The sequence below is a fragment of the Bifidobacterium reuteri DSM 23975 genome (assembly GCF_000741695.1).
Classification (GTDB): domain Bacteria; phylum Actinomycetota; class Actinomycetes; order Actinomycetales; family Bifidobacteriaceae; genus Bifidobacterium; species Bifidobacterium reuteri.
Genome location: NZ_JGZK01000005.1, coordinates 210797 through 235059 on the forward strand (window position 1 = coordinate 210797; position 24263 = coordinate 235059).

The 24263-nt window shown below is 61.9% G+C and carries 15 protein-coding genes and 1 pseudogene; 11 read left to right on the forward strand and 5 right to left on the reverse strand.

Annotation, left to right across the window (positions count from 1 at the left end):
- The first annotated feature begins 88 nt into the window (after positions 1-88).
- Positions 89-3031: a preprotein translocase subunit SecA gene (gene secA, locus BREU_RS06185; RefSeq protein ID WP_044088862.1), complete on the forward strand. Its 2943-nt coding sequence runs from the start codon at positions 89-91 to the stop codon at positions 3029-3031.
- A gap of 73 nt (positions 3032-3104) precedes the next feature.
- Here secA and BREU_RS11270 read toward each other — a convergent pair whose 3' ends face one another.
- Positions 3105-3863 carry a TetR-like C-terminal domain-containing protein gene (locus BREU_RS11270; protein WP_152598572.1) on the reverse strand — a complete coding sequence of 253 codons (759 nt, stop codon included), beginning with the start codon at positions 3861-3863 and terminating at the stop codon, positions 3105-3107.
- A gap of 162 nt (positions 3864-4025) precedes the next feature.
- Between BREU_RS11270 and BREU_RS06195 the strand changes: the two genes are divergently transcribed.
- From BREU_RS06195 to trpD, 4 genes are all read left to right on the forward strand, one after another.
- The gene (locus BREU_RS06195) at positions 4026-5561 is read left to right on the forward strand and encodes an efflux RND transporter permease subunit (protein ID WP_052382052.1); all 1536 of its coding nucleotides are present in this window, start codon (positions 4026-4028) and stop codon (positions 5559-5561) included.
- Between the two features lie 8 nt (positions 5562-5569).
- Positions 5570-6217: an MMPL family transporter gene (locus BREU_RS11275; protein WP_052382053.1), complete on the forward strand. Its 648-nt coding sequence runs from the start codon at positions 5570-5572 to the stop codon at positions 6215-6217.
- Complete coding sequence (locus BREU_RS06200; protein ID WP_044095860.1) at positions 6214-8190, forward strand: hypothetical protein; 1977 nt, start codon at positions 6214-6216, stop codon at positions 8188-8190. The genes BREU_RS11275 and BREU_RS06200 overlap by 4 nt, the downstream gene beginning before the upstream one ends.
- Before the next feature lie 139 nt (positions 8191-8329).
- Positions 8330-9376 (forward strand): anthranilate phosphoribosyltransferase, encoded by a 1047-nt coding sequence (trpD, locus tag BREU_RS06205; RefSeq protein WP_044088865.1) that lies wholly within the window; start codon positions 8330-8332, stop codon positions 9374-9376.
- 147 nt (positions 9377-9523) lie between these two features.
- Here the strand turns inward: trpD and BREU_RS06210 are convergent, their stop codons facing one another.
- Positions 9524-10261: a hypothetical protein gene (locus BREU_RS06210; RefSeq protein ID WP_044088866.1), complete on the reverse strand. Its 738-nt coding sequence runs from the start codon at positions 10259-10261 to the stop codon at positions 9524-9526.
- Positions 10262-10324: 63 nt separating this feature from the next.
- On the opposite strand from BREU_RS06210, the gene BREU_RS06215 reads away from it, so the two are divergent.
- The gene (locus BREU_RS06215) at positions 10325-11068 is read left to right on the forward strand and encodes a lysophospholipid acyltransferase family protein (protein WP_044088867.1); all 744 of its coding nucleotides are present in this window, start codon (positions 10325-10327) and stop codon (positions 11066-11068) included.
- On the opposite strand, the gene BREU_RS06220 is transcribed toward BREU_RS06215, so the two are convergent.
- Both BREU_RS06220 and BREU_RS06225 read right to left on the reverse strand, forming a co-directional pair.
- Positions 11049-13319 (reverse strand): Stk1 family PASTA domain-containing Ser/Thr kinase, encoded by a 2271-nt coding sequence (locus BREU_RS06220; protein WP_044088868.1) that lies wholly within the window; start codon positions 13317-13319, stop codon positions 11049-11051. The genes BREU_RS06215 and BREU_RS06220 overlap by 20 nt on opposite strands.
- A 200-nt stretch (positions 13320-13519) precedes the next feature.
- On the reverse strand, positions 13520-14605 hold the full coding sequence (locus tag BREU_RS06225) for a polyprenyl synthetase family protein (protein ID WP_044088869.1): 1086 nt from the start codon (positions 14603-14605) through the stop codon (positions 13520-13522).
- A 506-nt stretch (positions 14606-15111) separates the two neighbouring features.
- On the opposite strand from BREU_RS06225, the pseudogene BREU_RS06230 reads away from it, so the two are divergent.
- From BREU_RS06230 to BREU_RS06240, 3 genes and pseudogenes are all read left to right on the forward strand, one after another.
- Positions 15112-15684 (forward strand): annotated as a pseudogene (locus tag BREU_RS06230) (DUF4192 domain-containing protein); the annotation flags it as partial.
- Between the two features lie 209 nt (positions 15685-15893).
- Positions 15894-17348, forward strand: coding sequence for an RNA polymerase sigma factor (locus BREU_RS06235; RefSeq protein WP_044088870.1), 1455 nt, complete (start codon positions 15894-15896; stop codon positions 17346-17348).
- Between the two features lie 172 nt (positions 17349-17520).
- A complete protein-coding gene (locus BREU_RS06240; RefSeq protein ID WP_044088872.1) occupies positions 17521-19806 on the forward strand; it encodes a DNA gyrase/topoisomerase IV subunit B in 2286 nt (761 codons plus the stop codon).
- 195 nt (positions 19807-20001) lie between these two features.
- Here BREU_RS06240 and BREU_RS06245 read toward each other — a convergent pair whose 3' ends face one another.
- Positions 20002-21507, reverse strand: coding sequence for a DUF4153 domain-containing protein (locus tag BREU_RS06245; protein WP_081886581.1), 1506 nt, complete (start codon positions 21505-21507; stop codon positions 20002-20004).
- Positions 21508-21763: 256 nt separating this feature from the next.
- Here BREU_RS06245 and BREU_RS06255 point away from each other — a divergent pair, with 256 nt between their 5' ends.
- On the forward strand, positions 21764-22981 hold the full coding sequence (locus BREU_RS06255) for an MFS transporter (RefSeq protein ID WP_044088874.1): 1218 nt from the start codon (positions 21764-21766) through the stop codon (positions 22979-22981).
- A 66-nt stretch (positions 22982-23047) separates the two neighbouring features.
- On the forward strand, positions 23048-24010 hold the full coding sequence (locus tag BREU_RS06260; RefSeq protein WP_044088876.1) for a ribokinase: 963 nt from the start codon (positions 23048-23050) through the stop codon (positions 24008-24010).
- Positions 24011-24263 lie beyond the last annotated feature (253 nt).

Sequence of the window (24263 nt, forward strand, 5' to 3'; positions counted from 1 at the left end):
CGTAATCTGGTCGAAAAAATGCGTGGTTCTTGCCACGTGGCGGTATCCTGATATGCGGAACCACCGAAACCAATCAAGGGAGAACCCAGTGGTCGATATCATTGACAAAGCCCTGCGCATGGGCGAAGGCCGTCAGATCAAGAAGCTCGAGAACGTGGCCAAGGCAGTGAACGCCTTGGAGGACGAGATCTCCGCCCTGTCGGACGACGAGCTCAAGGCTCAGACCCCGAAATTCAAACAGCAGATCGATAATGGCAAGAGCTTGGACGAGATCATGCCCGAGGCGTTCGCCACCGTGCGAGAAGTCTCCAAGCGCACCCTCGGACAGCGTCACTTCGACGTGCAGCTCATGGGCGGCGCGGCCCTGCACTGGGGTAATATCGCCGAGATGAAGACCGGTGAAGGCAAGACCCTGGTCGCCACACTGCCGAGCTACCTCAACGCACTCGAAGGCAAGGGCGTGCACGTGGTCACCGTGAACGACTACCTCGCCAGCTACCAAAGTGAGCTTATGGGCCGCATCTACCGCTTCCTGGGCATGAACGTCGGCTGCATCATCACCGAACAGAAGCCGCCGGAGCGCCGCAAGCAGTACAACGCGGACATCACCTACGGCACCAACAACGAGTTCGGCTTCGACTACCTGCGCGACAACATGGCTTGGGAGAAAGCCGATCTCGTGCAGCGCGGCCACCATTACGCCATCGTCGACGAGGTCGACTCCATCCTGATCGATGAGGCCCGTACGCCGTTGATCATCTCCGGCCCCGCCGAAGGCGACGTGACCCGTTGGTACCGCCAGTTCGCCAAGCTGGTCCTCAAGCTCGCCCGCGACGAGGACTATGAGGTCGACGAGAAGAAGAAGGTCGTCGGCATCCTCGATCCGGGCATCACCAAGGTCGAGGACTTCCTCGGCATCGACAACCTGTACGAGCCGGCCAACACCGCCCTGATCGGCTACCTCAACAACGCCATCAAGGCCAAGGAGCTGTTTATCAGGGACAAGGACTATGTGGTCACCCAAGGGGAGGTGCTCATCGTCGACGAGCACACCGGCCGCATCCTGCCGGGCCGTCGCTACAACGAGGGCCTGCATCAGGCCATCGAGGCCAAGGAAGGCGTTGAGGTCAAGGCCGAGAACCAGACCTTCGCCACCATCACCCTGCAGAACTACTTCCGCATGTATGACAAGCTCGCAGGCATGACCGGTACCGCCGAGACCGAGGCCGCCGAGTTCATGAACACCTACAAGCTGGGCGTGCTGCCGATCCCGACCAACAAGCCGATGATCCGCAAGGACCAGGACGATCTCATCTTCCGCACCAAGAAGGAGAAGCTCGCCGCCATCGTCAAGGATGTGGCCAAGCGCCACGCCTCCGGCCAGCCGGTGCTGCTCGGTACTGCCTCCGTGGAAAGCTCCGAGGTTGTCTCCACCCTGCTCGATGTGGCGAAGATCCCGCATCAGGTGCTGAACGCCAAGCAGCATGAGAAGGAAGCCGCCGTCGTGGCCGTCGCCGGCCGCAAGGGCGCCGTCACCGTGGCCACCAACATGGCCGGCCGTGGTACCGACATCATGCTCGGCGGCAACGTCGAGTTCCTCGCCGACGCCAAGCTGAAATCCGAAGGCTACTCTCCCGAGGACACCCCGGAGGAGTACGAGAAGCGCTGGCCTGGCACCCTGAACGAGATCAAGGCGCAGGTCAAGGACGAGCATGAGGAAGTCAAGAAGCTTGGCGGCTTGTACGTGCTCGGCACCGAACGCCACGAGTCCCGCCGAATCGACAACCAGCTGCGCGGCCGTTCCGGCCGTCAGGGCGATCCGGGCGAATCCCGCTTCTACCTGTCCCTGGAAGACGATCTGATGCGTCTGTTCAACACCCAGCTTGTGGCCCAGGTCATGGCCAAGGGCATGGAGGAAGGCCAGCCGATCGAATCCAAGTCCGTCACCAAGGGCGTGCGCACCGCGCAGAAGGCCGTGGAATCCCGCAACTACGAGATCCGCAAGAACGTGCTCAAGTACGACGACGTGATGAACAAGCAGCGTACCGTCATCTACTCCGAGCGTCAGGCCGTGCTCAAGGGCGAGGACATCCACGAGGATATCGAGCGCTTCATCGCCGACACCGTGGAGTCCTACATCAAGGGTGCCGAAAAGGGTTCCGACAAGCCGAAGGACTGGGATTGGGAAGGCCTGTTCAAGGCCCTCAACACCGTGGTGCCCACCGATGTGACCGCCGATGAGGCCAAGGAGGCTGCGGGCAATCTCAAGGGCGAAAAGGCCATCGAGGCCGTGCGCGACCTGATCGTCAAGGACGCCAAGACCAAGTACGACGAGCTGGAGAAGACCATCGGCGAATCCGGCCTGCGTGACCTCGAACGCCGTGTGGTGCTTGCCGTGCTCGACCGCAAGTGGCGTGAGCACTTGTATGAGATGGACTACCTGAAGGACGGCATCGGCCTGCGCGGCATGGGCCAGCGCGACCCGCTGGTGGAATACCAGCGTGAAGGCTTCCAGATGTACAACTCCATGATCGAGGCGATTAAGGAGGAGTCCGTCCAGCTGCTGTTCCACATCGATGTCAAGCAGGTCGTCGCCACCCAGGATCCGAACTCCACCGATGACGAGGACGCCGCCGTGGCCGCCGCCGAAGGTGCCACCGGCGTCGCCGAAACCTCTGAGGCTTCCGAACCCGCCGCAACCGTGGCCGCCGGCCCCGATGAGGACGGCGAGACCGAGGAGGAGGCTGCCGAAGGCGAGTCCGAAGAGGAATCCGAAGACTCCGCCGAGAAGCAGGCCATCGCCGAGTCCGCCGCCGCATCCGAATCCGGCGAGGCTACGCTTCCCGTGGCCGGTCCGGCTCCGATCAGCCACGCCGAAGGCAAGGTCCCGGTCTCCAAGCGTCCGAAGAGCGAAGAGCTGAAGACCCCGTGGGCCGACGGCCGCACCTTCCCAGGCACTGGCAAGAACGCGCCCTGCCCGTGCGGTTCCGGTCGCAAGTACAAGATGTGCCACGGCCAGAACGAGCAGTGAGCTGATTGCCCTGCACGGATGAAACAAGCCCCGCTGGTTCACACGGTGAATTGGCGGGGTTTTCCGTATCCGCTCAGCGAGTTCCCGCTGTTTCCGTCGTTTCATTGAGCAGTTTCAGATTCTCCCGGTAGACCTCGCGCCCTGAATGCGAGATCAGGTTCGAGGTCATGTTCACCATGAGATCGATGGACTCCCGCCTGCCCCGACGGAACCAGTCCTTGAGCATGTTCACGACGCCTCCGGCGATGTAGCCGAACTGGTAGTCGCTGAGCGTCTTCGCCATCGTCGGGTCGACCATCGTCGGGTCGACCGTCGTCCGATAACTCGTCGTCTCGCCAGTGCCGGACGCATCGCCCGTGGCGGCCACGCCGTTGGTTCCGATGGCGGCACCGACGGGACCTCCTATTCCCAGAATGATCTGCGGCGCGACCGTCTCGGTGCAGACCTTGGAGATTGCATCGATGATGTCCGCGTACAGATTGCCGCCGGACGGCGTCGACAGGAGCGAGAGGAGCTGCTCCCGCCCGTCCAACGACATGTAGACCTCGCGGATGAACGGACGGTAGTCGCCGTTGCACATCTCCTGAGTGTGCCGATATGTCATGTCCGTGTACATGTCAATCAGGTCGGTCCGCAGTTGGTCGAACATGTCGTATACATCGTGGTAATGCGCGTAGAACGTGACGCGGTTGACATCGGCCAGTTCCGTCAGTTCGGTGACGGTGATCCTGTTCAAGGGCTTGTCGGCCAGCAGGCGTAGCAGCGCCTCCTGCAGAAGAAGACGCGTACGCCGTGTTCGACGATCCATTTTGACGTCATTTTTAGTGTTCATTGTCGTTTTTCCTACAGGTGTCGGCCATATTCGTAGCATATCCATCGGAAGGCGTCCAAGCTGATGGTTGCAGGGCGATCCGACGTCTCCAATAATGATACCCCGTAAGACAACAGATGTAGTAAAACACACGACTGTAAGGAAACTGTCAGGGGGTATCCGGTGCAACGGATCATCAACGGCTTTCTCAGGCATCGCATCATCGTGGTGATCGTCTTCACGATGCTGACGGTCCTCGGGGCCATCGCCTATCCACAGGTCAAAGTCAACTATTCGTTCGCCGACTACCTGCCGAAGGACGCGCCGTCCGTCATCGCGCTCGACGACATGAAAGCATCCTTCGACGCGGGCGTGCCGAACGCGCGACTGTACGCCGAAGGAATCAACGCGGTGCAGGCGGAGCGTCTTGCCGACGATCTGGCTGATGTCGATGGCGTCGATGAGGTCATGTGGCTCGGCTCGGTCGTCGACACCAAGACGCCGGCGGAGATCCAGGACGCGGATACCGTCTCCTCTTGGAAGACGGACAAGGGGTATCTCTACCAGCTGACCATCGATTCGTCCAAGCTGGTCGACGCTGTGCCCGAGGCCAGGGCCGTGGCCGAACAGGCGCATGCGACGCACGTGACGATGGCCGGCGACGGCGTCACCACGGCCGAGGCGCAGGGTTCCACCGCCACGGAGATCATGCTGATCATGGCCATCGCCGTGGCGATCGTCATCGGCATCCTGCTCATCACCTCGCACTCGTGGTTCGAACCGGTGATCTTCCTCATCGTCATCGGCGTCGCGATCGTGATGAACATGGGGTCGAACATCGTGCTCGGCGAGATCAGCTTCGTCAGCCAGATCTGTGGCGCAATCCTACAGCTCGCCGTCTCGATGGACTACGCGATCGTACTGCTGCACACCTTCCGCAGAGTGGAGAAGGAGATGCCCGGCGCCACGCCGGTCGAGGCGATGGCCGAGACCATGATCCGCAGCTTCACGGTGATCCTGAGCTCGGCGGCCGTCACCTTCTTCGGATTCCTCTCGTTGACGGTCATGCGATTCGGCATCGGCGTGAACATGGGCATCGTGCTCTCCAAGGGCATCGTGTTCAGCTTCCTGTCGATCATGCTGCTCATGCCCTGCCTGATACTCATGTTCCTCAAGCCGTTGAACGCATTGGAACACCGGTATCTCATGCCCTCGTTCTCCCGGTTCGCGAATGCTGCGATACACATCGCTCTGCCGGCGGCGCTGGCGATCCTCATCGCCGCGGTTCCCGCCTATGTGGCGCAGGAGCGCAACGACTTCATCTACGGCGCAGCCGATTTCGTGCAGCCGGGCAGTCGGCTCAAATCCGACGCAGACCACATCAACGACGCCTTCGGCCGCTCGGAGACGTGGGTCATCATGGTCCCCGAAGGACGATGGGCGGATGAGCAAGCCGTCATCGACGACGTCGAACGGCTTCCTCATGTCACCGACGTCACCTCGTATATCACGATGGCCGGCAGGGCGATGCCGACCGCCATCGTCCCCGGCGATCAGTTGGACCAGCTCATCTCGCATGGATGGTCACGTCTCGTCGTGTCGATGGACGTGCAAACCGAATCGAAGGACGCCTACGCGCTCGTGCCTGAAGTGCGCGACACCGTCGCCCGCCACTACGGCGACGACTACCGGCTGGTCGGCACAGCACCTACGACCTGAGGGACGTGGTGCGCGCCGACAGCGGCAAGGTGCGTCTGTTCTCCATCGGCAGCATCGCACTCGTGCTGCTCATCGTGTTCCGGTCGATCGCGATTCCGGTCGTCGTGTTGCTCGCCATCGAAATCTCGATCTGGCTCAACCTCGCCGTGCCATACGTGACCGGTGACACCCTCAATTACATCGGATACCTCGTCATCGAGGCCGTACAGCTCGGAGCCGCCGTAGACTACGGCATCATCTACACACGCGAATATCTGGACCAACGACGACGGCACGAGCCACGTGAGGCGACTCGCCTGTCCATCCAACATTCCGCGATTACAATCCTCACCTCGGCCACAATCCTCATCAGCGCCGGATTCGCCGTGTGGCGCATCGCATCCAACGGCGTGATCAGCGAGATCGGTCTGCTCGTCTCCCGCGGCGCCCTTGTCTCGATGCTGCTCATGTTCCTGCTGCTGCCATGGCTGTTCCGCGTATCCGACGGGCTGATACGACGCACCTCGATCGGACTGGGCTTCCGCGATGACGCGCGTATGAATGTCAGAAATACAGATGCGCAAACCATTGGCACGCCATCCGACACGCAATCCGATACCCCCAATGACCAACCTGCCACCCACACCACTCATCCCACGAAGGAGATCACACGATGACCATGACCAACACCCATCACGACAACGTGAACGCCAACACCTCAAGCACCATCACCGAGCGTCGACACACGACGGTCAGGAGAATCCTCGCGCCCACCATCGCCGCATTCCTCGCGACCGTGCTCCTCACGGTTCCGGCGCTGTCCCGGGCGAATGCCGCGGACGAGCCCGAGCATCCGCGCACACCACGGGCGGTGACTTCGGCGAACAATGGGGGCAATAGTGGAGAGGGGAGCGGCAAGGACGAGACCGTCTACATCAAGGCCAAGGCCGACGGCGCCGTCTCCGGCATATACGTGGTCAACACCTTCGACGCCGGGCAGCCACGCACCGTCCAGGACCCGGGCTCGTACACCAAAGTCACGAACCTCACCACCGACGCCAAACTCGAGGAGAAGAACGGCACGGTGAACATCACCACCCTCAACGACAAGCCGTTCTACTATCAGGGCGACCTCAAGGCCGACACCGCACTGCCCTGGAACGTCAGCGTCGACTACACGCTGGACGGCAAGGCCGTCGATGCCGAGAAACTGGACGGAGCTGACGGCGAACTCGCCATGACCCTGCGCATCGCGCCCAACGAATCGGCCGACAAGGCGACCCGGGAATTCGCCGACGCCTATGTGATTCAGGCACAGGGCACCTTCCCGCAGGAAGCGTTCGACATCACTGACGCCGGTGACGCTGCCCTCGCCCAGTCCGGTGGCAACACCGTCGTCTCCGGCATGGTCCTGCCCGGAGAAACCGGAACATTCACCATCCGCGGCCAAGCCAAGGACTTCACCAGCTCCGGATGGCAGATCACCGCGATGAGCCTCGACATGGCGCTGGACGTGCGCGATCAGGACACCTCCCAGCTCACCGAGCAGACCGGCAAACTCAGCGACGCCACCGTGCAATTGGCAGACGGCACGACATCCCTCGCCCAAGGCAACCGGGAACTGAGCCGGGGAATCGGTTCGCTCGCCACCGGAACCGCCGAACTCAACCGCGGCGCGCAATCCCTCGCCGGCGGAACGGAAACGCTCGCCCAAGGCGCCGGGACGCTTGCGCAGGGCAACCGGCAGCTGGCCGACGGACTGGCGCAACTGTACGACGCCAGCGGAAGCATGAGCGACGGTGTCAAGGGACTGCCCGAACAGATGACGGCGCTGAGTCAAGGGGTCACCACGCTCAAACAGGGGTCGGACGCCCTGAAGCAAGGGGATGGGCAGTACCGTCAGGCACTCGCCGGCGGTCAGCAGACGATCCTCGCACAGGTCGGCGGTGACATCGATGCGGCCGAGACGGCATCTCGACAGGCGTACGCCCAGGCATTGGCCGCCGTGCAGCAGAATCCCGGCGACACTCAGGCCATCGCGGCGCTCGACAAGGCCGTGACAGCTATGGTGCAGGTGGAGAACGCCAAAGGGCAGTATCAGGCGCTCGGACAGGCGCTTGACGGTTACGCGGGCATCTCCTCCGGCATCGGCCAGCTGCGCGGGGGAGTGGATCAGCTCGACGCGAAGGTGAACGGTTCGTCCAACGGATCGTCGGCGGACTCCGCGGCCATGCAGGCGTCCCTTATGCAACTGGCCGAGGGATTGGCATCGATGCACGCCGCCGTCGGACAGCTCAACACGGGGGCGCAATCCGCTGCCTCCGGTGCCGAGGAGCTGGCGAAGGGCCTGTCATCCGCGCGTGATGGCGCCAACAGCCTCGCCACCGGAGCCGCTGCGGCGGACTCTGGCGCGCACAGCCTCGCTTCGGGCGCGGCCTCGGCTGCAGAAGGCGCCGGTCAGCTTGATGACGGCGCCCGAAAGCTCGCCGACTCCGTCAAGGGCATGGACGACAAGGTGCTCGACGAACTGCAGAAGACCATCGACGAGAAACTCGGCAAGGGCTTCAAAGTGCATTCGTTCGTCGCCCCCGCCAACACCGCCGTAGACCGCGTCCAGTTCACCTACGTCCTGCCCGGCATCGGGCAGTGAGCGACGGGTCGGCTCCCCGCATCGAGCGGGGAGCCTTTCGCGTTCTGCAATATGAAAGAACCGGACGGAGACGCAATATACGGCCATTACAATGGGCCGCGTCACTGATTATCGGGCGCGAGTGCGCCAAGGAGGAACAATGGCCGAGATCACATGGAAGTCGATTCTCACCAAGCTGGTCGGGGGAGACCACCTGAGCGCCGAGGAATCCGAATGGTTCGTCGATGATCTGATGAAGGGCAACGCCAATCCCGCCGCCGTGGGTGCCACGCTCGCCCTCCAGCAGCAGCTGGGGCTGACTGCCGAGGAGGTGTCCGGCGCGGCCAAGGCCATGGTGTCGCACGCCGTGCCACTCAACGTCTCCGGTGAGACCACCGACATCGTGGGCACCGGTGGTGACGGCTTCGCCACGGTGAACCTGTCCACCATGGGCTCGGTGGCCGCCGCGGCCGCGGGCGTGAAGATCGTCAAGCATGGCAATCGCGCCGCCTCCTCGAAGTGCGGTGCCGCCGATGTACTCGAAGCGCTCGGTCTCCCGCTGGACCTGAAGCCCGAGGCGGTTGGCGAGGTCGGAGACGAGGTGGGCATCACCTTCGCGTTCGCCCGCACCTTCCACCCGGCCATGCGCTTCGTAGGCCCGATTCGCGCCGCGCTCGGCATTCCGTGCGTGTTCAACGTGCTGGGCCCGCTGACCAACCCGGCCAAGCCCGCCCATGTGGCCATCGGCTGCGCCAAGCGCGAGATGAGCCCGATTATGGCCGCCGTCTACGCCGCCAACGGCCAGTCCGGCATGGTCTACACCTCGCATGAGGGCATGGACGAGCTCGCCCCCACCGGCCCGGTCTCCGTGTGGGAGATCCGCGACGGCAAGGTGACCGAGACCGAATTCGACCCGACCGTGGAGCTCGGCCTCGCCAAGATCGACGTCGCCGATCTCAAGGGCGGCGAGCCCGAGGCCAACGCTGCCGCCTTCCGCGATTTCGTGGCCGGCAAGGACATCCCGGCCCGCACCACCGCACTGCTCAATGCCGCATCCGCCATCGTTGCCGACGGTCATCTGGTGGGCGATGGCACGCTGGGCGAACGCTTCCGCGAAGCTTACAAGCTCGCCGAGGACGCCGTGGACTCCGGCAAGGCCCAGGCCCTGCTCGACAAGTGGGTGGCCACTGCCAAGTCCAAGGCGTGACACGCTGACGCGCAGGCTTGGCGATTACCGCAGCAATCGTCCATACCGAAACTGGGGGGCAACGAGCTAATTCGTTGCCCCCCAGCTGTTTACCGGGCAGATGATAGTCATCCTCGATGCGGCGTCATCCTGTCCAGTCAGGTGCACTCAGACCCGTGCTCCATCATCGAAATACCCGCCTTTATCTCCGGGACGGTTCTTACGATTGAGAATCTTGACGATGAGACCACCCAACCCCAGTATGGTGCACAGGCCGAACGCAATATTCAACAGTGCGCTGATCAACGGGATGCTGTACAAAGCCGGCACCAGGATCATCGTCAGCATGCCGACCAGGCCAATCACCAGCAACGCGACAAGCAACACCGTCGAAGCGTGCAACGGCCCGAGCTCCGGGTTCGGGGGAGTGAAGCCGCCGTCATCGTACCGGTCCATCACATCATCCGTGTCCAGCCAGCTGGAACCGGTGAAATCGCGGGGGCCGGCACCCGGGGACTCGCGCCTTCTCTGACCTCCACGCATACGCTCATGGAAAGGCCTCACGCCATCGGTGAACGCTGCCGCATCGAGATCGTCCACGGACAGCAATGCCTCCTTTTCGCGGCGTTTGGCCTGCCTCTCGAACTTCCGCGCCTGGCGCGATGAGGCGACATCATCGAGGTCGGCCTTATGCTCGGCCTCGAATGCAGCCCAGGCCTCATCCAGATTGCCGAGGCCATGCTGCCCGGATGGAGCGGCATCACGGGAGTAGCCGGCTGCGTTGGCGCCGGTGCCGACGTCGTTGCTCGTGTCATCCCCGTGTCCAGGCACGACATGGTGCTGCCCGTCGTCCGGCGTGGATGTTGGGTGCTCTCCGTCGCCATTGCTATTGTGGTTATCAGTCATAACTATCACTCTAATCAGGCGGTCGGCCAATGGCCGGCGTCCGTGTGAAGGGGGGAATGCCACGTGCTCTACTGGTTCTTCGTCAAGGTCTTTGGTCCCATCGCCCGTCACCATCTCGGTCCTACTGTTTCCGGCCTGAACAATGTGCCGCGTACCGGCGGCGCCATCATTGCAGCCAACCATCTGGCGGTGATCGACGATGCGCTCATCCCGATCACCTGCCCGCGCATGGTGCATTTCATGGGCAAGGCCGAGTATTTCGAGGGCAAGGGCATCAAGGGCAAGTTCAAAAAGTGGTGGTTCACGTCAGTGGGTGTGTTCCCGGTGGACCGTTCCGGCGGCAACAAGTCGCTTGGTGCGCTTGAGCACGCGCGAGAGATCATCGAGGACGGTCACCTGTTCGGCATCCACATCGAGGGCACGCGCAGCCCCGACGGCCGCATGTATAAAGGACACACCGGCGTCGCCCGACTGGCATTGGAGACCGGATGCCCGATTGTACCGGTGGCATTGATCGGTTCGGACAAGCTGCAGCCGATTGGCACCACGATTCCGAAGAAGGGCAAGACGCAGGTCAAGTACGGCAAGCCGATCGAGGTTTCCAGGAAGGCCGCCGATGAGATCACCCACGCCGAATTGCGCGAACTGACCGACCGCGTTTCCGCGGCGATCCGCGAGATGAGCGGTCAGGAATACGTTGACGAATACGCGCAGAAGGTCAAAGCCGAGCTGAAGGCCGCTAAGGAGGCGCAGAAGGCTGGCGAAGGCGTTCGCAAAGCCACGAACCTCACACCACGGTCAGCGTGATGACGGTCGGCTTGCCGTTCTCGTCGCGAAGGCGCACGGTTTCGCCGGCCTTGGGGCTCTGGATGCGGACCTCATGCGTCAGATCGCCCAAGGGGGCGGACTTCTTCACGGTGAAGCCGAGCTTCTCCAGCTGCTTGGCCGCCTCATCGTAGGTCATGCCGACCACGTTCGGCAGCACGGTGGTTTCCGGACCTTTGGAAACCACCACGTCCACGCTATCGCCCCACTTGAGCTGGGTTCCGGGTTTGACCGAGGTCGAGATAACCGTGCCTGCCGCGATCTTGTCATCGTACTGCTCGGTGATGTTCGCAGTGAGCTTGAGTTCAGCGAAGGACGCCGTCATATCATCCTTGGTTTTGCCTACTACATCCGGCATGCTGACCGGCATCGGTCCCTTGCTCAGGGTAATGGTCACTGTGGCATCATGCTTCATCGTGGTGCCCGGGTCGGGGGAGATGCTCAATGCGGCACCTTCAGGGACATCCATCGAATACTGGTCGCCGGATTCATCGTGGACGATATTGCTGAAACCGGCACTCTGCAGAGCGGCGATCGGATCCTTGCCATGGGACGATGAGGGGTCCATGATATCGTCCGGAATGGTGATCATGCGTGGGCCCTTCGAGATGACGATCTCAAGCTTCTGCCCATTTCGCTTCGACACATGGCTGTTGACGAACGCCTCCGCATTGTCCACTGACGCGGAAATGATCTTGCCTTTGTCTATGGAATCGCTGTACTCCTGCGACGTCTCATAGGGAATGCCCGCCGATTTGAGCAGGTCCTCATAGGCCGACCACTCGGTGCCCGACAGTGAACACTGCGTGTCCGCTTCGGCACAGGAGGCATCTTGAGGCTGGGGCACGCTCCAATAGCTGCCAGGGCCTGCAAAGGTCCACCATGAGGCGCCTCCGCCGATGCCAGCGAGTATCAGTGCCGTCACTAGGATGACGATGAGAATGACCTTGCGCCTCGATGATTTCTTCTTAGGGGAGTCGGCAGGGGAGACCAGAGTGCCTGATGCCGGATTGTCTGGCGACGTACTGCCGGCATTGCCGTTGCCAGAGGAGGGAGAATCGGTGCCATTGCCGGTACTCAATGCCTGTGTCGGTTCCGTTGTGGTCCCGGTCTGCGCCATGATGGCGGTACGGCCCGGATCAGGTGTCAATGCAGTCGTCGGCACTGCAGTCGTAGGTGCCGGATTTGTTGTCTGTACCGCAGTCGGCTGCGCTGTACGTGTTTGCGCCGGATTCGTTGACTGTGCCACCGGTGGTGCGGGCGGAGCCGGCTGCATGGCAGTCAGTCTTTCCGCGTTCTCGCCTATGGCACCCACCAATGCGGGAAGAGTGGCATCGGCGCGTTCCGCATGGGGCGACTCCGTCTGCAGGCGGTACTGCCATGCCTCCATCGGCAGTTTGGCCGCCAACTGGCGCAGTTCGGAAGCGGCCTCCAAACCATTCTTGGGCCGCGCTTCGACTGCGCGCGCAGTCAGATGAGAGATGAACGCCGCCACAGAGGGGTCGATGCCGGGGCAGACGGTGGCGATGGACGGCACGTCCTCATGCACATGTTTGAAGACCAGCGTCACCGGGTTGTCGGAATCGAACGGTACTTTGCCTGCCAGCATCTCCCATGCCATGATGCCCACGGAATACAGGTCGCCCTGTGGTGTGGCCTGATTGGCTTCGATCATTTCCGGGGCAAGATAGGCTGCCGTGCCGAGCAGCATGCCGGTGGAACTCAACGTGGCCTGGCTGGCTGCCTTGGCGAGACCGAAATCGGTGATCTGCACATGGCCGCGGTCGTTGAGGAGAATGTTCTCCGGCTTGATGTCTCGATGCACCACTCCGGCGCGATGCGCGGAGGCCAGTCCATCCAATGTCTCGGCGACGATGCGCAACGTCTCACGGACGGAGAATGTGCCCTGAACGTTCATTTCATGACGCAGATTGATGCCATGGACGTATTCCATGACCAGAAAATCCAGGCCGTTGAATTCGCCGGTGTCGTATACCTGCACGATGTGTGGATTGGCGATGGCCGCGGCGGAATTGGCCTCGCGTCGGAAACGCTCCACGAATTGCGCGCGATGCGGACCCTTGGCGAGCTGCGTATGCATCACCTTGATGGCCACGGTACGGCCCAGACGCTCATCGACCGCCTCGTATACGGTGGCCATACCGCCTTCGGCGATATTGCGCACGATGCGGTAGCGTCCCTCAATCATTGGCGTGGGCTCGTTCTCACTCATTGATCCGTACGGTTCCTTTGACTACAGCTGAACATGGCTCAGTCTACCTTGTCCGGGCTACGCATCAGGCCGGTCTGCGCCTGATCGCGCCACGGATTGGTCTTGATTTGGATTGGTTGCGGTATGGATTGGTTTCGTTGTGATGTGATCGCTGCGATAACTGCCTTGCCCCGGATTTGCCGGCGGTGGCCAGCGGCGCCTCACCTGAGGTCTGAGGGGATGAACCGTGCGCATGCCTCGATGAGGCGGCGCCGACCATCCTCGCTGAGATGCCATTGTTCTATGGCCTGCCTCGATTGCGACCACAATATGCTGATGCGGGCACGGGATTGGTCGATCGCACCTGTGCGTTCGAAGAGCGTGATGACGCGGCCTACTTGGGTCTCATCACGATGCTCGGCCTCGAACATGGCGCGCAGCTCGTCCCGGTCCGATACGTTGGCGGCGTTGAGGGCATCGGCCAGCAGCACGGTCCGCTTCCCCTCGCGGATGTCGCCGCCTACCGGCTTGCCGGTATTGCGGCTGGACCCGATGACATCCAGAAGGTCGTCCGCAAGTTGGAACGCCAGACCCAGCGGCTCCCCGACGGCCAATGCCTCACGCCGGGCGTCCTGCGGGTCGACACCGGCTGCCAACAGCGCGAACAGCAGTGGCGCGATGGTGGTGTAACTCGCCGTCTTCCATCGGAACACGTTCAACGATGCCTGAACCAATGCCTGCGGATTGCTGAGCGGAGTCATTTCGACGCCCAGATCAAGGACCTGTCCTATCTCCACCTCGCGTTGCATCGTGAGAAACGATTCGATGATGGCGTCGCTGTTGCTGAGCTGCTTGGCAGCACGGCGCGCGATTTCGATGCATTCGGTGGCGAGGATGTCTCCTAGCATCAATCCGAGACCGCGTCCTATGGATGCGTTGTGCACGGCGTATTCCAGCGCGCGATGGGCTGAAGGCTTGCCACGGCGCAAATCGGATTCGTCGATGATGTCGTCATGTACCAGCGCGGCGGTCTGGAACACTTCGATGGCGCAGGCCAGATCGATCATCGCGTTTCGCGAGGAGTTCACGTGATGCTGCTCGGTAAGCACGTCGAAGGCATCGAGACTGAGCAAGGCGCGGAGGCGTTTCCCGCCCTGGCTTGAGGTGACGGCCTGCTGAATCACATCGTCCATCACCGGCCGCAGGGCCGCAGCCACCTCACCAGTGTCGGGGGCGTCGGTCAGGTCGCGGACCAGCGTGCCGATGCGTGGTTCGATGATGGACAGGTCTTTCGCGGTTGTGCACATGCCTTATAACTTATCCACAGGTTGTGATGAATACAAGAACGTTGGAAACACTGGGTTGTGAAGCTGGAACCACAATGGTCGATCATCGTTGGTATCACGGCGGGTTCATTGCATAGTGGATGTACGCCCGTCAACGGTGACGGGCTGATGCGACCGACGCGGATGGCGTGGGGCATCGACTGGGAAAGGCAGGAATCATGGTGATGAACGACAACGACGCGCGAACCGATGGTGGCGGTGCCGTCGACGGATTCGAAACGACCAGAGTGAGTGCAGGCAAACCCGGATGCGGTGCACGGCATGACGGTGCGGGACGGTCCGGCAGACGCCGTGCCAAGAACGGCAACGGGCCGGGGCGCCATCGCAAAGGCGAATCGCGCGGCACCGCATCACGCAATGACCGTAACGATGAAGCGCGGCGCTCGCGAAGGCAAACGCCTCCTGCGCATGGCAGTCACGAATTCAATGGTTTCGATGCAGACGACCTGAAGATGATGTCGGATGCATTCCATGCCGATCGTCGCGCACGCGGCCCCCAGCAGGCCGACGCCGACTGGGTGTCCGAACCGTTGGATGAGTGGCTGGCCTCGCTCGAAGACGGCACGGCCAGCTTGGACGATGACACCATGGCGGCGTTCGCCGTGGGCATGAATGAGACGTTGTCGATACGCGACGCGCTCATTTTGTCGCTCATCGTCGATCAGAACAGATGCCCGAAATCACAGCTTATGGAATTTGCGGCGAAGCCCCACAGCGAGCACGCCCGTCGCCGGATGGGCACGCTGCTCACGGCGGCCTTTGAAGATGAAGGGCTGGTCCCGGACGAGGAACGATGCCGGACCGGTATTACCATGCTGCTTGACATCGCCTGTGCATCCCCGGTGCCGTATTGCATACAGCCGTTGGCTGTAGCGGCCTATGCGCTATGGTGGCTTGGGGATTCGAGCGCGGCGGCACTCGCCTTGCAATGCCTCGTGCTTGATGAGGACTGCTCGTTGGCGGCGATGGTGTTTTCCGCTTCCGACCGTGGCGTTTTCCCGGCATGGTGTGCTTGTGAGAACAAGGAATCGGCCATGTGACGGGGATTGCATCTGAAAGAGGTGACTTGCGTGCGGTTGGGGTCTGTGCGTCCTCATCGTGTCGCCGTCGGTGATGTCGTGCCGTTTTTCGCTGTGCGGGAATAATCGTCCGTAGAAGGTGATTAACTCTCATAGTTGAAGATTTGCCCTTGCCAGAAGTGGGCCCATGTGGTATGGGTGCTTCCGGCAAGAGATCAGAAGGAGCAGTTTTGGCCACGAAGGAAACGACGGCAACCAAGCACGCGGAAGACTCCGGCGAGGAGACCGAGACCAAGAAGAAGGCCAGCTCTACGACCACCGCACGCAAGACCTCCACTCGCAAGCCTCGCGCGACGAAGTCTGCCAAGGTCGCAGCAGAGGACAGCGGAGAAAAGACGGCCAGGAAGACGACTCGTCGTGCCGCCTCCAAGAAGTCCTCTGCGAAACCGGCCGATGATGAGGATCTCATCAAAGACGAGGACGACCAGGACGACGAACTCGGTGACGACGTGGTCGGTGACGACGACCTGGACGTCGACGACCTGGACGAGGACATCGACGACGTTGACGCCGACGATGTTGAAGACGATGACGATGATTCCGACGAGGATGAGATCGACGCCGACGACGTGGATGACGACGAGGACAACAAGCCCAAGGCCCCCGAAAAGCCGAAGGAAAAAGGTGCCTATGTGGTCTCCGACACGGATGACGACGATGAGAACGTCATTCCCGCCGGCAATCCGAAGCGCAGGGTCATCGCCGCAGGCGCCACTGCCGACCCGGTCAAGGACTATCTCAAGCAGATCGGCCGTGTGAGCCTGCTGAACGCCGAACAGGAAGTCGACCTGTCCGAACGCATCGAGGCCGGCCTGTACGCGCAGCATCTGCTGGACACCCAGTCGGAAGGCATGGAGTTCAAGCGCAAGCGCGAGCTCAAGTGGGCCGCCGCCGACGGCAAGAAGGCCAAGGACCACCTGTTGGAGGCCAACCTGCGCTTGGTGGTGTCCCTCGCCAAGCGATACACGGGCCGCGGCATGCTGTTCCTTGATCTGATCCAGGAAGGCAATCTGGGTCTTATCCGTGCCGTCGAGAAGTTCGACTGGAAGAAGGGCTTCAAGTTCTCCACCTACGCCACATGGTGGATTCGCCAGGCCATCACCCGCGCCATGGCCGATCAGGCCCGCACCATCCGTGTGCCCGTGCACATGGTGGAAGTCATCAACAAGCTCTCCCGCGTGCAGCGTCAGATGCTGCAGGATCTGGGTCGTGAGCCCACGCCGGACGAGCTGGCTCGCGAGCTGGACATGCCTGTCGAGAAGGTGCAGGAAGTGCAGAAGTACGGTCGTGAGCCGATTTCGCTGCACACGCCGCTCGGCGAGGACGGTGATTCCGAGTTTGGTGACCTCATCGAGGACACCGACGCCATCGCACCGTCCGACGCCGTCGCCTTCTCCCTGCTGCAGGAGCAGTTCAAGCAGGTGCTGGAGACGCTGTCCCCACGTGAGGCCGGCGTGATCAAGATGCGCTACGGTCTGGAAGATGGCCAGCCGAAGACCTTGGATGATATCGGTCGCGTGTATGGTGTAACCCGTGAACGCATCCGCCAGATCGAGTCCAAGACCATGTCCAAGCTGCGTCACCCCTCCCGTTCGCAGACCTTGCGCGACTTCCTGGACCAGTGATCGCGCCGCTCGGCAGCGCGATCACGCGAGGAGCTGGACAGTCCAGTGAACTGTCCAGCGACGGAGCCATCCGTTGAGTAGTCGCTGAGCAGACGGTCGGACGCGGACTCATCCGTTTCGTTTTCCCCGGTTCGCCGGGAAAGCAGGATGCCTGTTATAGAAGAAAAGGACTATGCCCAAAGAAGAATACGGCGCGAAGGATCTAGCCGTTCTCGAAGGCCTGGATGCGGTTCGCAAGCGTCCGGGCATGTACATCGGCACCACGGACTCACAGGGTCTGATGCATTGCCTGTGGGAGATCATCGATAATTCCGTTGATGAGGCACTTGCAGGCTTCTGCACGGATATCGTGGTGACCCTGCATACCGATGGTTCGGTGGAGGTCGCGGACAACGGGCGCGGCATTCCGGTGGACAAGGAACCGAAAACCGGCTTGTCGGGCGTGGAAGTGGTAATGACCAAGCTGCACGCAGGCGCCAAGTTCGGCAACTCCTCATATAACGCGGTAGGCGGTCTGCATGGCGTGGGCTCTTCCGTGGTGAATGCGTTGAGCTCCCGTCTCGATGTGGAAGTGGATCGTGACGGCAAGACCCACCATATGTCCTTCCATCAGGGGCATCCAGGCGTCTATACGGATGCCGACCCCGCCAAGCCCTCGCCGGATTCCCCGTTCAAGCGCACGCGCAAAAACCGTCCTACCGAATTGGACATCATCGGCACGGTGAGCCCGAAAACCACCGGTACTCGCATCCGGTATTGGGTCGATTCGGAGATCTTCAACAAAACCGCCGAGTTCTCCTATGAGCAGCTTGTCGATCGCGTGCGTCAGACCAGTTTCTTGGTCCCCGGTCTCAAGATCACCATCGTCGATGAGAACGTGCCGGAGTCGGCGACCGTGACCACAGATCGGTCGGATGCCACGGAGTCCGGCGATTCGGCATCGGCGACCGAGATTGACGGTCAGGACGCGGGCATCGACGGTTCCACAGATGCCGGCGAACGAGATGAGGATTTTTCCTTCGGCGCATCCGACGAGATGGCCGACGGTGCATTCGGCGAGCAGCCGGCCCACCCGCGCGTCGTGGAGTTCCGCCATACCGGCGGTGTTAAGGATTTCGTGGATTTCCTCTCCAAAGGCGAACCGGTATCCGATATCTGGCGCATCCAGGGCGAAGGCACCTACAAGGAGGAGACACAGGCCGTAGGCGAAGGCGGCGAGCTGCATGCCCAGGAGATTGAACGCACCTGTGGTATCGATATCGCCCTGCGCTGGGTGAACGGTTATGACACCACGATCATGAGCTTCGTCAACATCGTGGAGACGCCGGGCGGCGGCACCCACGTGGATGGGTTCATGAACGGCATCACCAAGCAGATTCGCAAGGCCGTGGAGGACAACGCCCGCAAGCTCAAGGTGAATCTCAAGGATTCAGCCATGAAGGTGGAGCGCGACGACATCCAGGCCGGGCTCGTGGCTGTGGTCACCGCCCGTGTCGCCGAGCCGCAGTTCCAAGGCCAGACCAAGGACGTGCTCGGTACCGCCCAGGTCAAGCCGATAGTCACGCGGCTCACCGACCAGCAGTTCGGTGAGATGATCACCGGCGCCAAGCGCGGATTCAAGGACCAGTCGGCCCGTGTGCTTGAGAAGATCGTCGGCGAGATGCATGCACGCATCCAGTCGCGCAAGGCCAAGGAGGTGACCCGCCGCAAGAACGCGCTCGAATCCGCGTCCATGCCGGCCAAACTCTCCGATTGCCAGCCCGGCAACGATGACGTGGCCGAATTGTTCATCGTGGAGGGCGACTCGGCACTCGGCACGGCCAAGGCCGCGCGCAATGCCGGATTCCAGGCGTTGCTGCCTATTCGAGGCAAGATCCTGAACGTGCAGAAGGCCTCGATCACGCAGATGCTGTCCAATAAGGAATGCGCGGCCATCATCCAGGTGGTCGGAGCTGGTTCCGGCCAGAGTTTCGACATCGACCAGTCTCGATATCACAAGATCATCATGATGACCGATGCCGATGTGGACGGCGCGCATATCCGCATCCTGCTGCTGACCTTGTTCTATCGGTACATGCGGCCGCTCATTGAGCATGGCTATGTGTACGCCGCGGTGCCGCCGCTGCATCGCATCGCATTGACCGGCTCGCGTAAGGGTGAGTACCTGTACACGTATTCGGACGATGAGCTGGCGAACAAACTCGCCGAATTGGATGCCAAGCATATCGGCTATGCCGATGACATCCAGCGCTACAAGGGTCTGGGCGAGATGGATGCCGACCAGCTGGCGGACACCACCATGGATCCGCGCACGCGCATGCTCCGCCGCATCCGCATGGAGGACGCCGCTCAGGCGTCGGAGATCTTCAGCTTGCTCATGGGCGATGACGTGCCGCCGCGCAAGCAGTTCATCGTCGACAATGCCGACGACTTCGACCGCTCCAAGATTGATACGTGACGGATTGTCACATGCCGGATTGTCACATGCCGGATTGCCATGTGCCGCATCGGCGGCTCCGGCGTTCCGGCTGATGACCGGTGGCCGGTGGCGCCGACATGCGGGTTTCGACCGTGTGCCGGCGCCACGTCGTTATCAGCCGCAGGTCAAGTCCTGCTTGGGCGCCTCGCAGGCGCTGCTGCCGGGTTGGGGCGCTCATACCCCCAGTGTAGCGTTCCACGACATGATTACCCAGTCCGGATCGCTCAACCCCAGCGCCACCCACCAGACGAGGACCAGGATGAATCCGATGGTGATCAGCGGCAGGCGTTCACGGAAAAGACGGACCAGCGCCAGCAGCAGGATCACCGCGAGCAACGCGATGAACGTCAGCGACAGCCACCTGAGCCAGGTCATGCCATAGGCGGCGATGTATAGGCCCAGACGGGTGGCCGAGGAGGCAAGCATCACACCGGTCGCCGTGATGAGGCCGATTTCGAGGCCGATCATCGTCCTGGTGCGTGGTACGAACGTCATCACGACGCCGTAGCCCGCCAGATTGAGCGCGGTCACGAACAGCAGCTGGAAGAAGCCCTGACGCGCGTATTCCGCGTACGTGTAGCCGGCAGGCAGACCAGCGCCGGCGAACAGGAACGTGAACTGGATGATGCAGAACACGGCGTACAACGCCAGCACGAGTCCGAGCACCACCGCGGCGATGGTCGGGTCGAACGGGCGGCGTCGCTCGGCCTGCCGCAGGCCGCCGAGTTCCGGTTCCGTGGTCCGGGTCTCTACGCTCGCCAGCAATGAGAACAGGAACGGCGCGGGAATGACGACCACGGCGGCATGGAAGAGGAACCGCGTGAGATCGATATGGTCGACCATGTGGGTCACGCCGTAGGCGAACACCTCGTCCGCCTGCATGAGCAGCGGGATTAGCAGACAGAGAATCGGCAGGCTGATGAGCAGCGCGATGCCGATTTTGCGCAGTGTGGTCTCCGGCGATCGTGACGTGACATCATTGCCATCCGGATGCGTCGCCGTATCGACGAGCCGTGCGAGCGTGTCGATGAGCAGCGGCCAGCGCGAGAATGGGCTGACCGTCCATCCAAGGAACCAGTCCGCGATCAGCGTGGCCGGACGGCGGATGTCGAAGGTGGCGCTCGACAGCTGCAGGAGCAGCATGAGCAACGCCGGCAGGGCAAGGTAGCCGGTGATCAGCGAGTACCAGAAGTTCGGCGTCGGGCCGGAGGCGTTGCGCCAATCGGCCGCCAGCGAGGTGTCGTTGACGATCAGCCATGACGCGCAGAACACGGCGACGGCACCGACGATCCACCACATCGGCGTGCGGCAGGCCCTTGTGACGAACAGCAGGACGCCGATTGCGAGTATGACAAGACAGAACACGCCCCAGGGAAGCCAGCTGGCAGTGTAGGTGCCACTCGCGAATGAAGGAGGGTCGATGATGAGCCGGTCGAAGGCGAACGGGATGACAAGCGCCGCGGCGATCAGGGTGATGCGACGGCGCATTGAAAGCGTCGGCGTGGCGGATGATGATGCGTTCGGGAGCGGTGACTCTGCGGGTGGTGTGTCCGCAGACTGCGCGGTTGCGGATGGGGTGGACGCGAGCGAAGCGGTTGCGGATGCCGTTGCTATAGGCGATGCGGAGGTGCCCGTTTCGGGGACCGTGCCGTCCGGATGATGCGTGAGATTGGTGCTCATGCCTGCATCGTATGATATCGATATTCGATATATGTCTATCGTAAATCGATTCTTCACAGTTGTTTCATATCGAATTTCGATATACAGCGAGGCTGTGTTGGTGGCGTTGCGCTGCGGCGGGGTGCATGACTGCCATGGGTGACGCCTCGGTGTGGGCGATAAATGTGTACGTTCGTCCGCGTGTTGCTTGGTGACCGTTTGGTAACCTTATGACATCGTTATCACAATGTTGTCTTCGATGCTGAAAGGTGTGTGTATGGCCAGCCTGCTGCTTGCTGTGATATACGTGGCGTTCATCAGCTTGGGATTGCCGGACTCGCTGCTGGGGGCGGTGTGGCCCACGATGAGCCAGGACCTTGCGGTGCCGGTTTCGTGGGCTGGCGGCATATCTGCAGTCATCTCGTTGTTCACTATCGTCTCCGCGCTGCTCTCCGACCGTATGACATTGCGTCTTGGCGCAGGGCGCGTCACTGCCATCTCGGTGGCTCTGACGGCCATAGCGCTGGCCGGCTTCTCCGTGGCGCCGAACTACTGGGTGCTGCTGCTCATCGCCGTTCCATACGGTCTGGGTGCCGGCGGTGTGGACGCTGCGCTCAACAACTACGTCGCCATCCACTACGAGAGCCGCCATATGAGCTGGCTGCACTGCATGTGGGGCGTCGGCGCCTCGATTGGCCCGTACATCATGGGATATGCGCTGTCCAACGGACAGGGCTGGCCGTGGGGATACCGGTACATCGCTATCCTGCAGGTCGCGCTCACGCTGATTCTGGTGCTGAGTCTGCCGCTGTGGAAGTCACGCGGTCGTGCGGCGGCCGAGGCGAACGGCGTCGACAGCGCTGCCGGTGAGGGCGTCGGGGCCGACGCGGCTTCGTCCGCCGGCACGGAACGCAAGCCGCTTGGCGTGGCCGGTGTGCTGGCGATCCGTGGCGCGAGGGAAATCCTCATCATGTTCTTCTGCTACTGCGCCATCGAAAGCACCGCCGGCCTGTGGGCCTCCAGCTACATGGTGATGCACGCCGGCGTGGACAAGGTCACGGCGGCCAGCTGGGCCAGCCTGTTCTACGTGGGCATCACCGTGGGACGTGCACTGTCCGGCTTCTTGACCATGAGGTTCCGCGACCCGGTGATGATTCGCATCGGTCAGGTGCTGGTGCTGCTCGGTGTGGTCACGATGTTCCTTCCGTTGCCACATCATCTGGGTATCGTGGCCGGATTGATCGTCGTGGGTCTCGGTTGCGCGCCGATCTATCCGTGCGTCATCCACTCGACGCCCGCATACTTCGGTGAGGAGAATTCGCAGGCGATCGTGGGTGTGCAAATGGCGTGCGCCTACACCGGCACGCTGCTCATGCCGCCGTTGTTCGGCATCATTGCACAGTACGTGACCATCAGCTTGTATCCGTGGTATCTGCTGCTGTTCCTGGTGCTCATGGTCGCCATGCACGAGCGTCTGCGCAAGCTGCGCGGCTGATTATCCTCCCCGTCGTCAGCGGGGCTACTATGCTGGGCAAGCATGAGTAGTGAAGAACATGAGCAGATGCCCGAGCCGGTACGCGATCGTCTGGAAGCCTTGGGCAAGGCGCAGGGTGCTGTCATTGTGGTCGGTTCGATGAACGCGGACTACACGGTCAGCACCAAACGGCTCCCCAAGCCGGGGGAGACCGTCAACGGTGGTGCCATGAAAGTGCTACCCGGCGGCAAAGGGGCAAATCAGGCTGCCGCCGCAGCAAGACTTGGCGCCAACGTGCAATTGCTGGGTGCTGTCGGGGAGGACGACAACGCGAACTTCCTCTTGAGCAAACTGGATGAGGCTGGTGTGGACACCGCGGACATCCTGCACGTGGAAGGCCCGAGTGGCACCACGCTGATCACCGTGAGCGCCGAGGGCGAGAACACCATCGTCTATTCCCCGGGATCCAATGCGAAGGTCAGTGCCGGATATGTGCAATCCCATCGTGACACCATCGCGTCCTGCGCCGTGCTTGGTCTATGTCTGGAAAGTCCGATCGCCACGGTGATCGCGGCGGCGCAGACCGCGCATGACGCCGGCGTGACCGTGCTGCTCAACGATTCCCCGTTCATGGACGAACTGCCGCACGAGCTGGTGGAGGCCACGGACATCCTGCTGGTCAATCAGCATGAGGTGGCGCAGTTGCTGGGTCTGCCCGACACCGATTCCGTGGACTATGACTGGTATGAGGTGACCTCCCGGTTCGTCGACTATGGCTTCGGCAGAGCCATCGTGACGCTTGGGGCTTCGGGCTCAATCGTCATTGAGGATGGTCGTTGGCATCGTGTCTCCGCCGCACAGGTGGATGCGGTGGACACCACGGGATGCGGTGATTCCTTCATGGGGACCGTGCTCGCAGGTCTGGCGGCCGGATTCACGTTGCTGCAATCCGCCCAGATCGGATCCTATGTCTCCGCATACGCTGCGACCAAGCTCGGCGCGCAAAGCGCCTATGGAACTGCCGAAGAGGTCATCGCCTACTTCAGCTGACCAGTATCGGTCTATGAGCGGGGCAAAACCTCGCATCGCTGTGCGATATGGTCCATTGGCTGTTTGTCAGTGGACCATATCGCATAATGGTTCGAGGTTGTGCTTCGGCGAGTGGGCCTGTAGGGGCCGTATGGTCGGATGACCCGAGGTTGTGCTTTGCTGAGAGGTTGTGGGCAGGGCGAGTGCTCTGGTGAACCGAGGTTGTGCTTCGCTGAGAGGCTGTCGACGGGGCGGATGTCCTGGTTGTCCGAGG

Coding starts and splice junctions, on each gene's coding strand:
- BREU_RS11270 (WP_152598572.1), bottom strand. CDS start 3,863: ATGAACACTAAAAATGACGTCAAAATGGATCGTCGAACACGGCGTACG.
- BREU_RS06200 (WP_044095860.1), top strand. CDS start 6,214: ATGACCATGACCAACACCCATCACGACAACGTGAACGCCAACACCTCA.
- trpD (WP_044088865.1), top strand. CDS start 8,330: ATGGCCGAGATCACATGGAAGTCGATTCTCACCAAGCTGGTCGGGGGA.
- BREU_RS06210 (WP_044088866.1), bottom strand. CDS start 10,261: ATGACTGATAACCACAATAGCAATGGCGACGGAGAGCACCCAACATCC.
- BREU_RS06220 (WP_044088868.1), bottom strand. CDS start 13,319: ATGAGTGAGAACGAGCCCACGCCAATGATTGAGGGACGCTACCGCATC.
- BREU_RS06225 (WP_044088869.1), bottom strand. CDS start 14,605: ATGTGCACAACCGCGAAAGACCTGTCCATCATCGAACCACGCATCGGC.
- BREU_RS06240 (WP_044088872.1), top strand. CDS start 17,521: ATGCCCAAAGAAGAATACGGCGCGAAGGATCTAGCCGTTCTCGAAGGC.
- BREU_RS06245 (WP_081886581.1), bottom strand. CDS start 21,507: ATGAGCACCAATCTCACGCATCATCCGGACGGCACGGTCCCCGAAACG.
- BREU_RS06255 (WP_044088874.1), top strand. CDS start 21,764: ATGGCCAGCCTGCTGCTTGCTGTGATATACGTGGCGTTCATCAGCTTG.
- BREU_RS06260 (WP_044088876.1), top strand. CDS start 23,048: ATGCCCGAGCCGGTACGCGATCGTCTGGAAGCCTTGGGCAAGGCGCAG.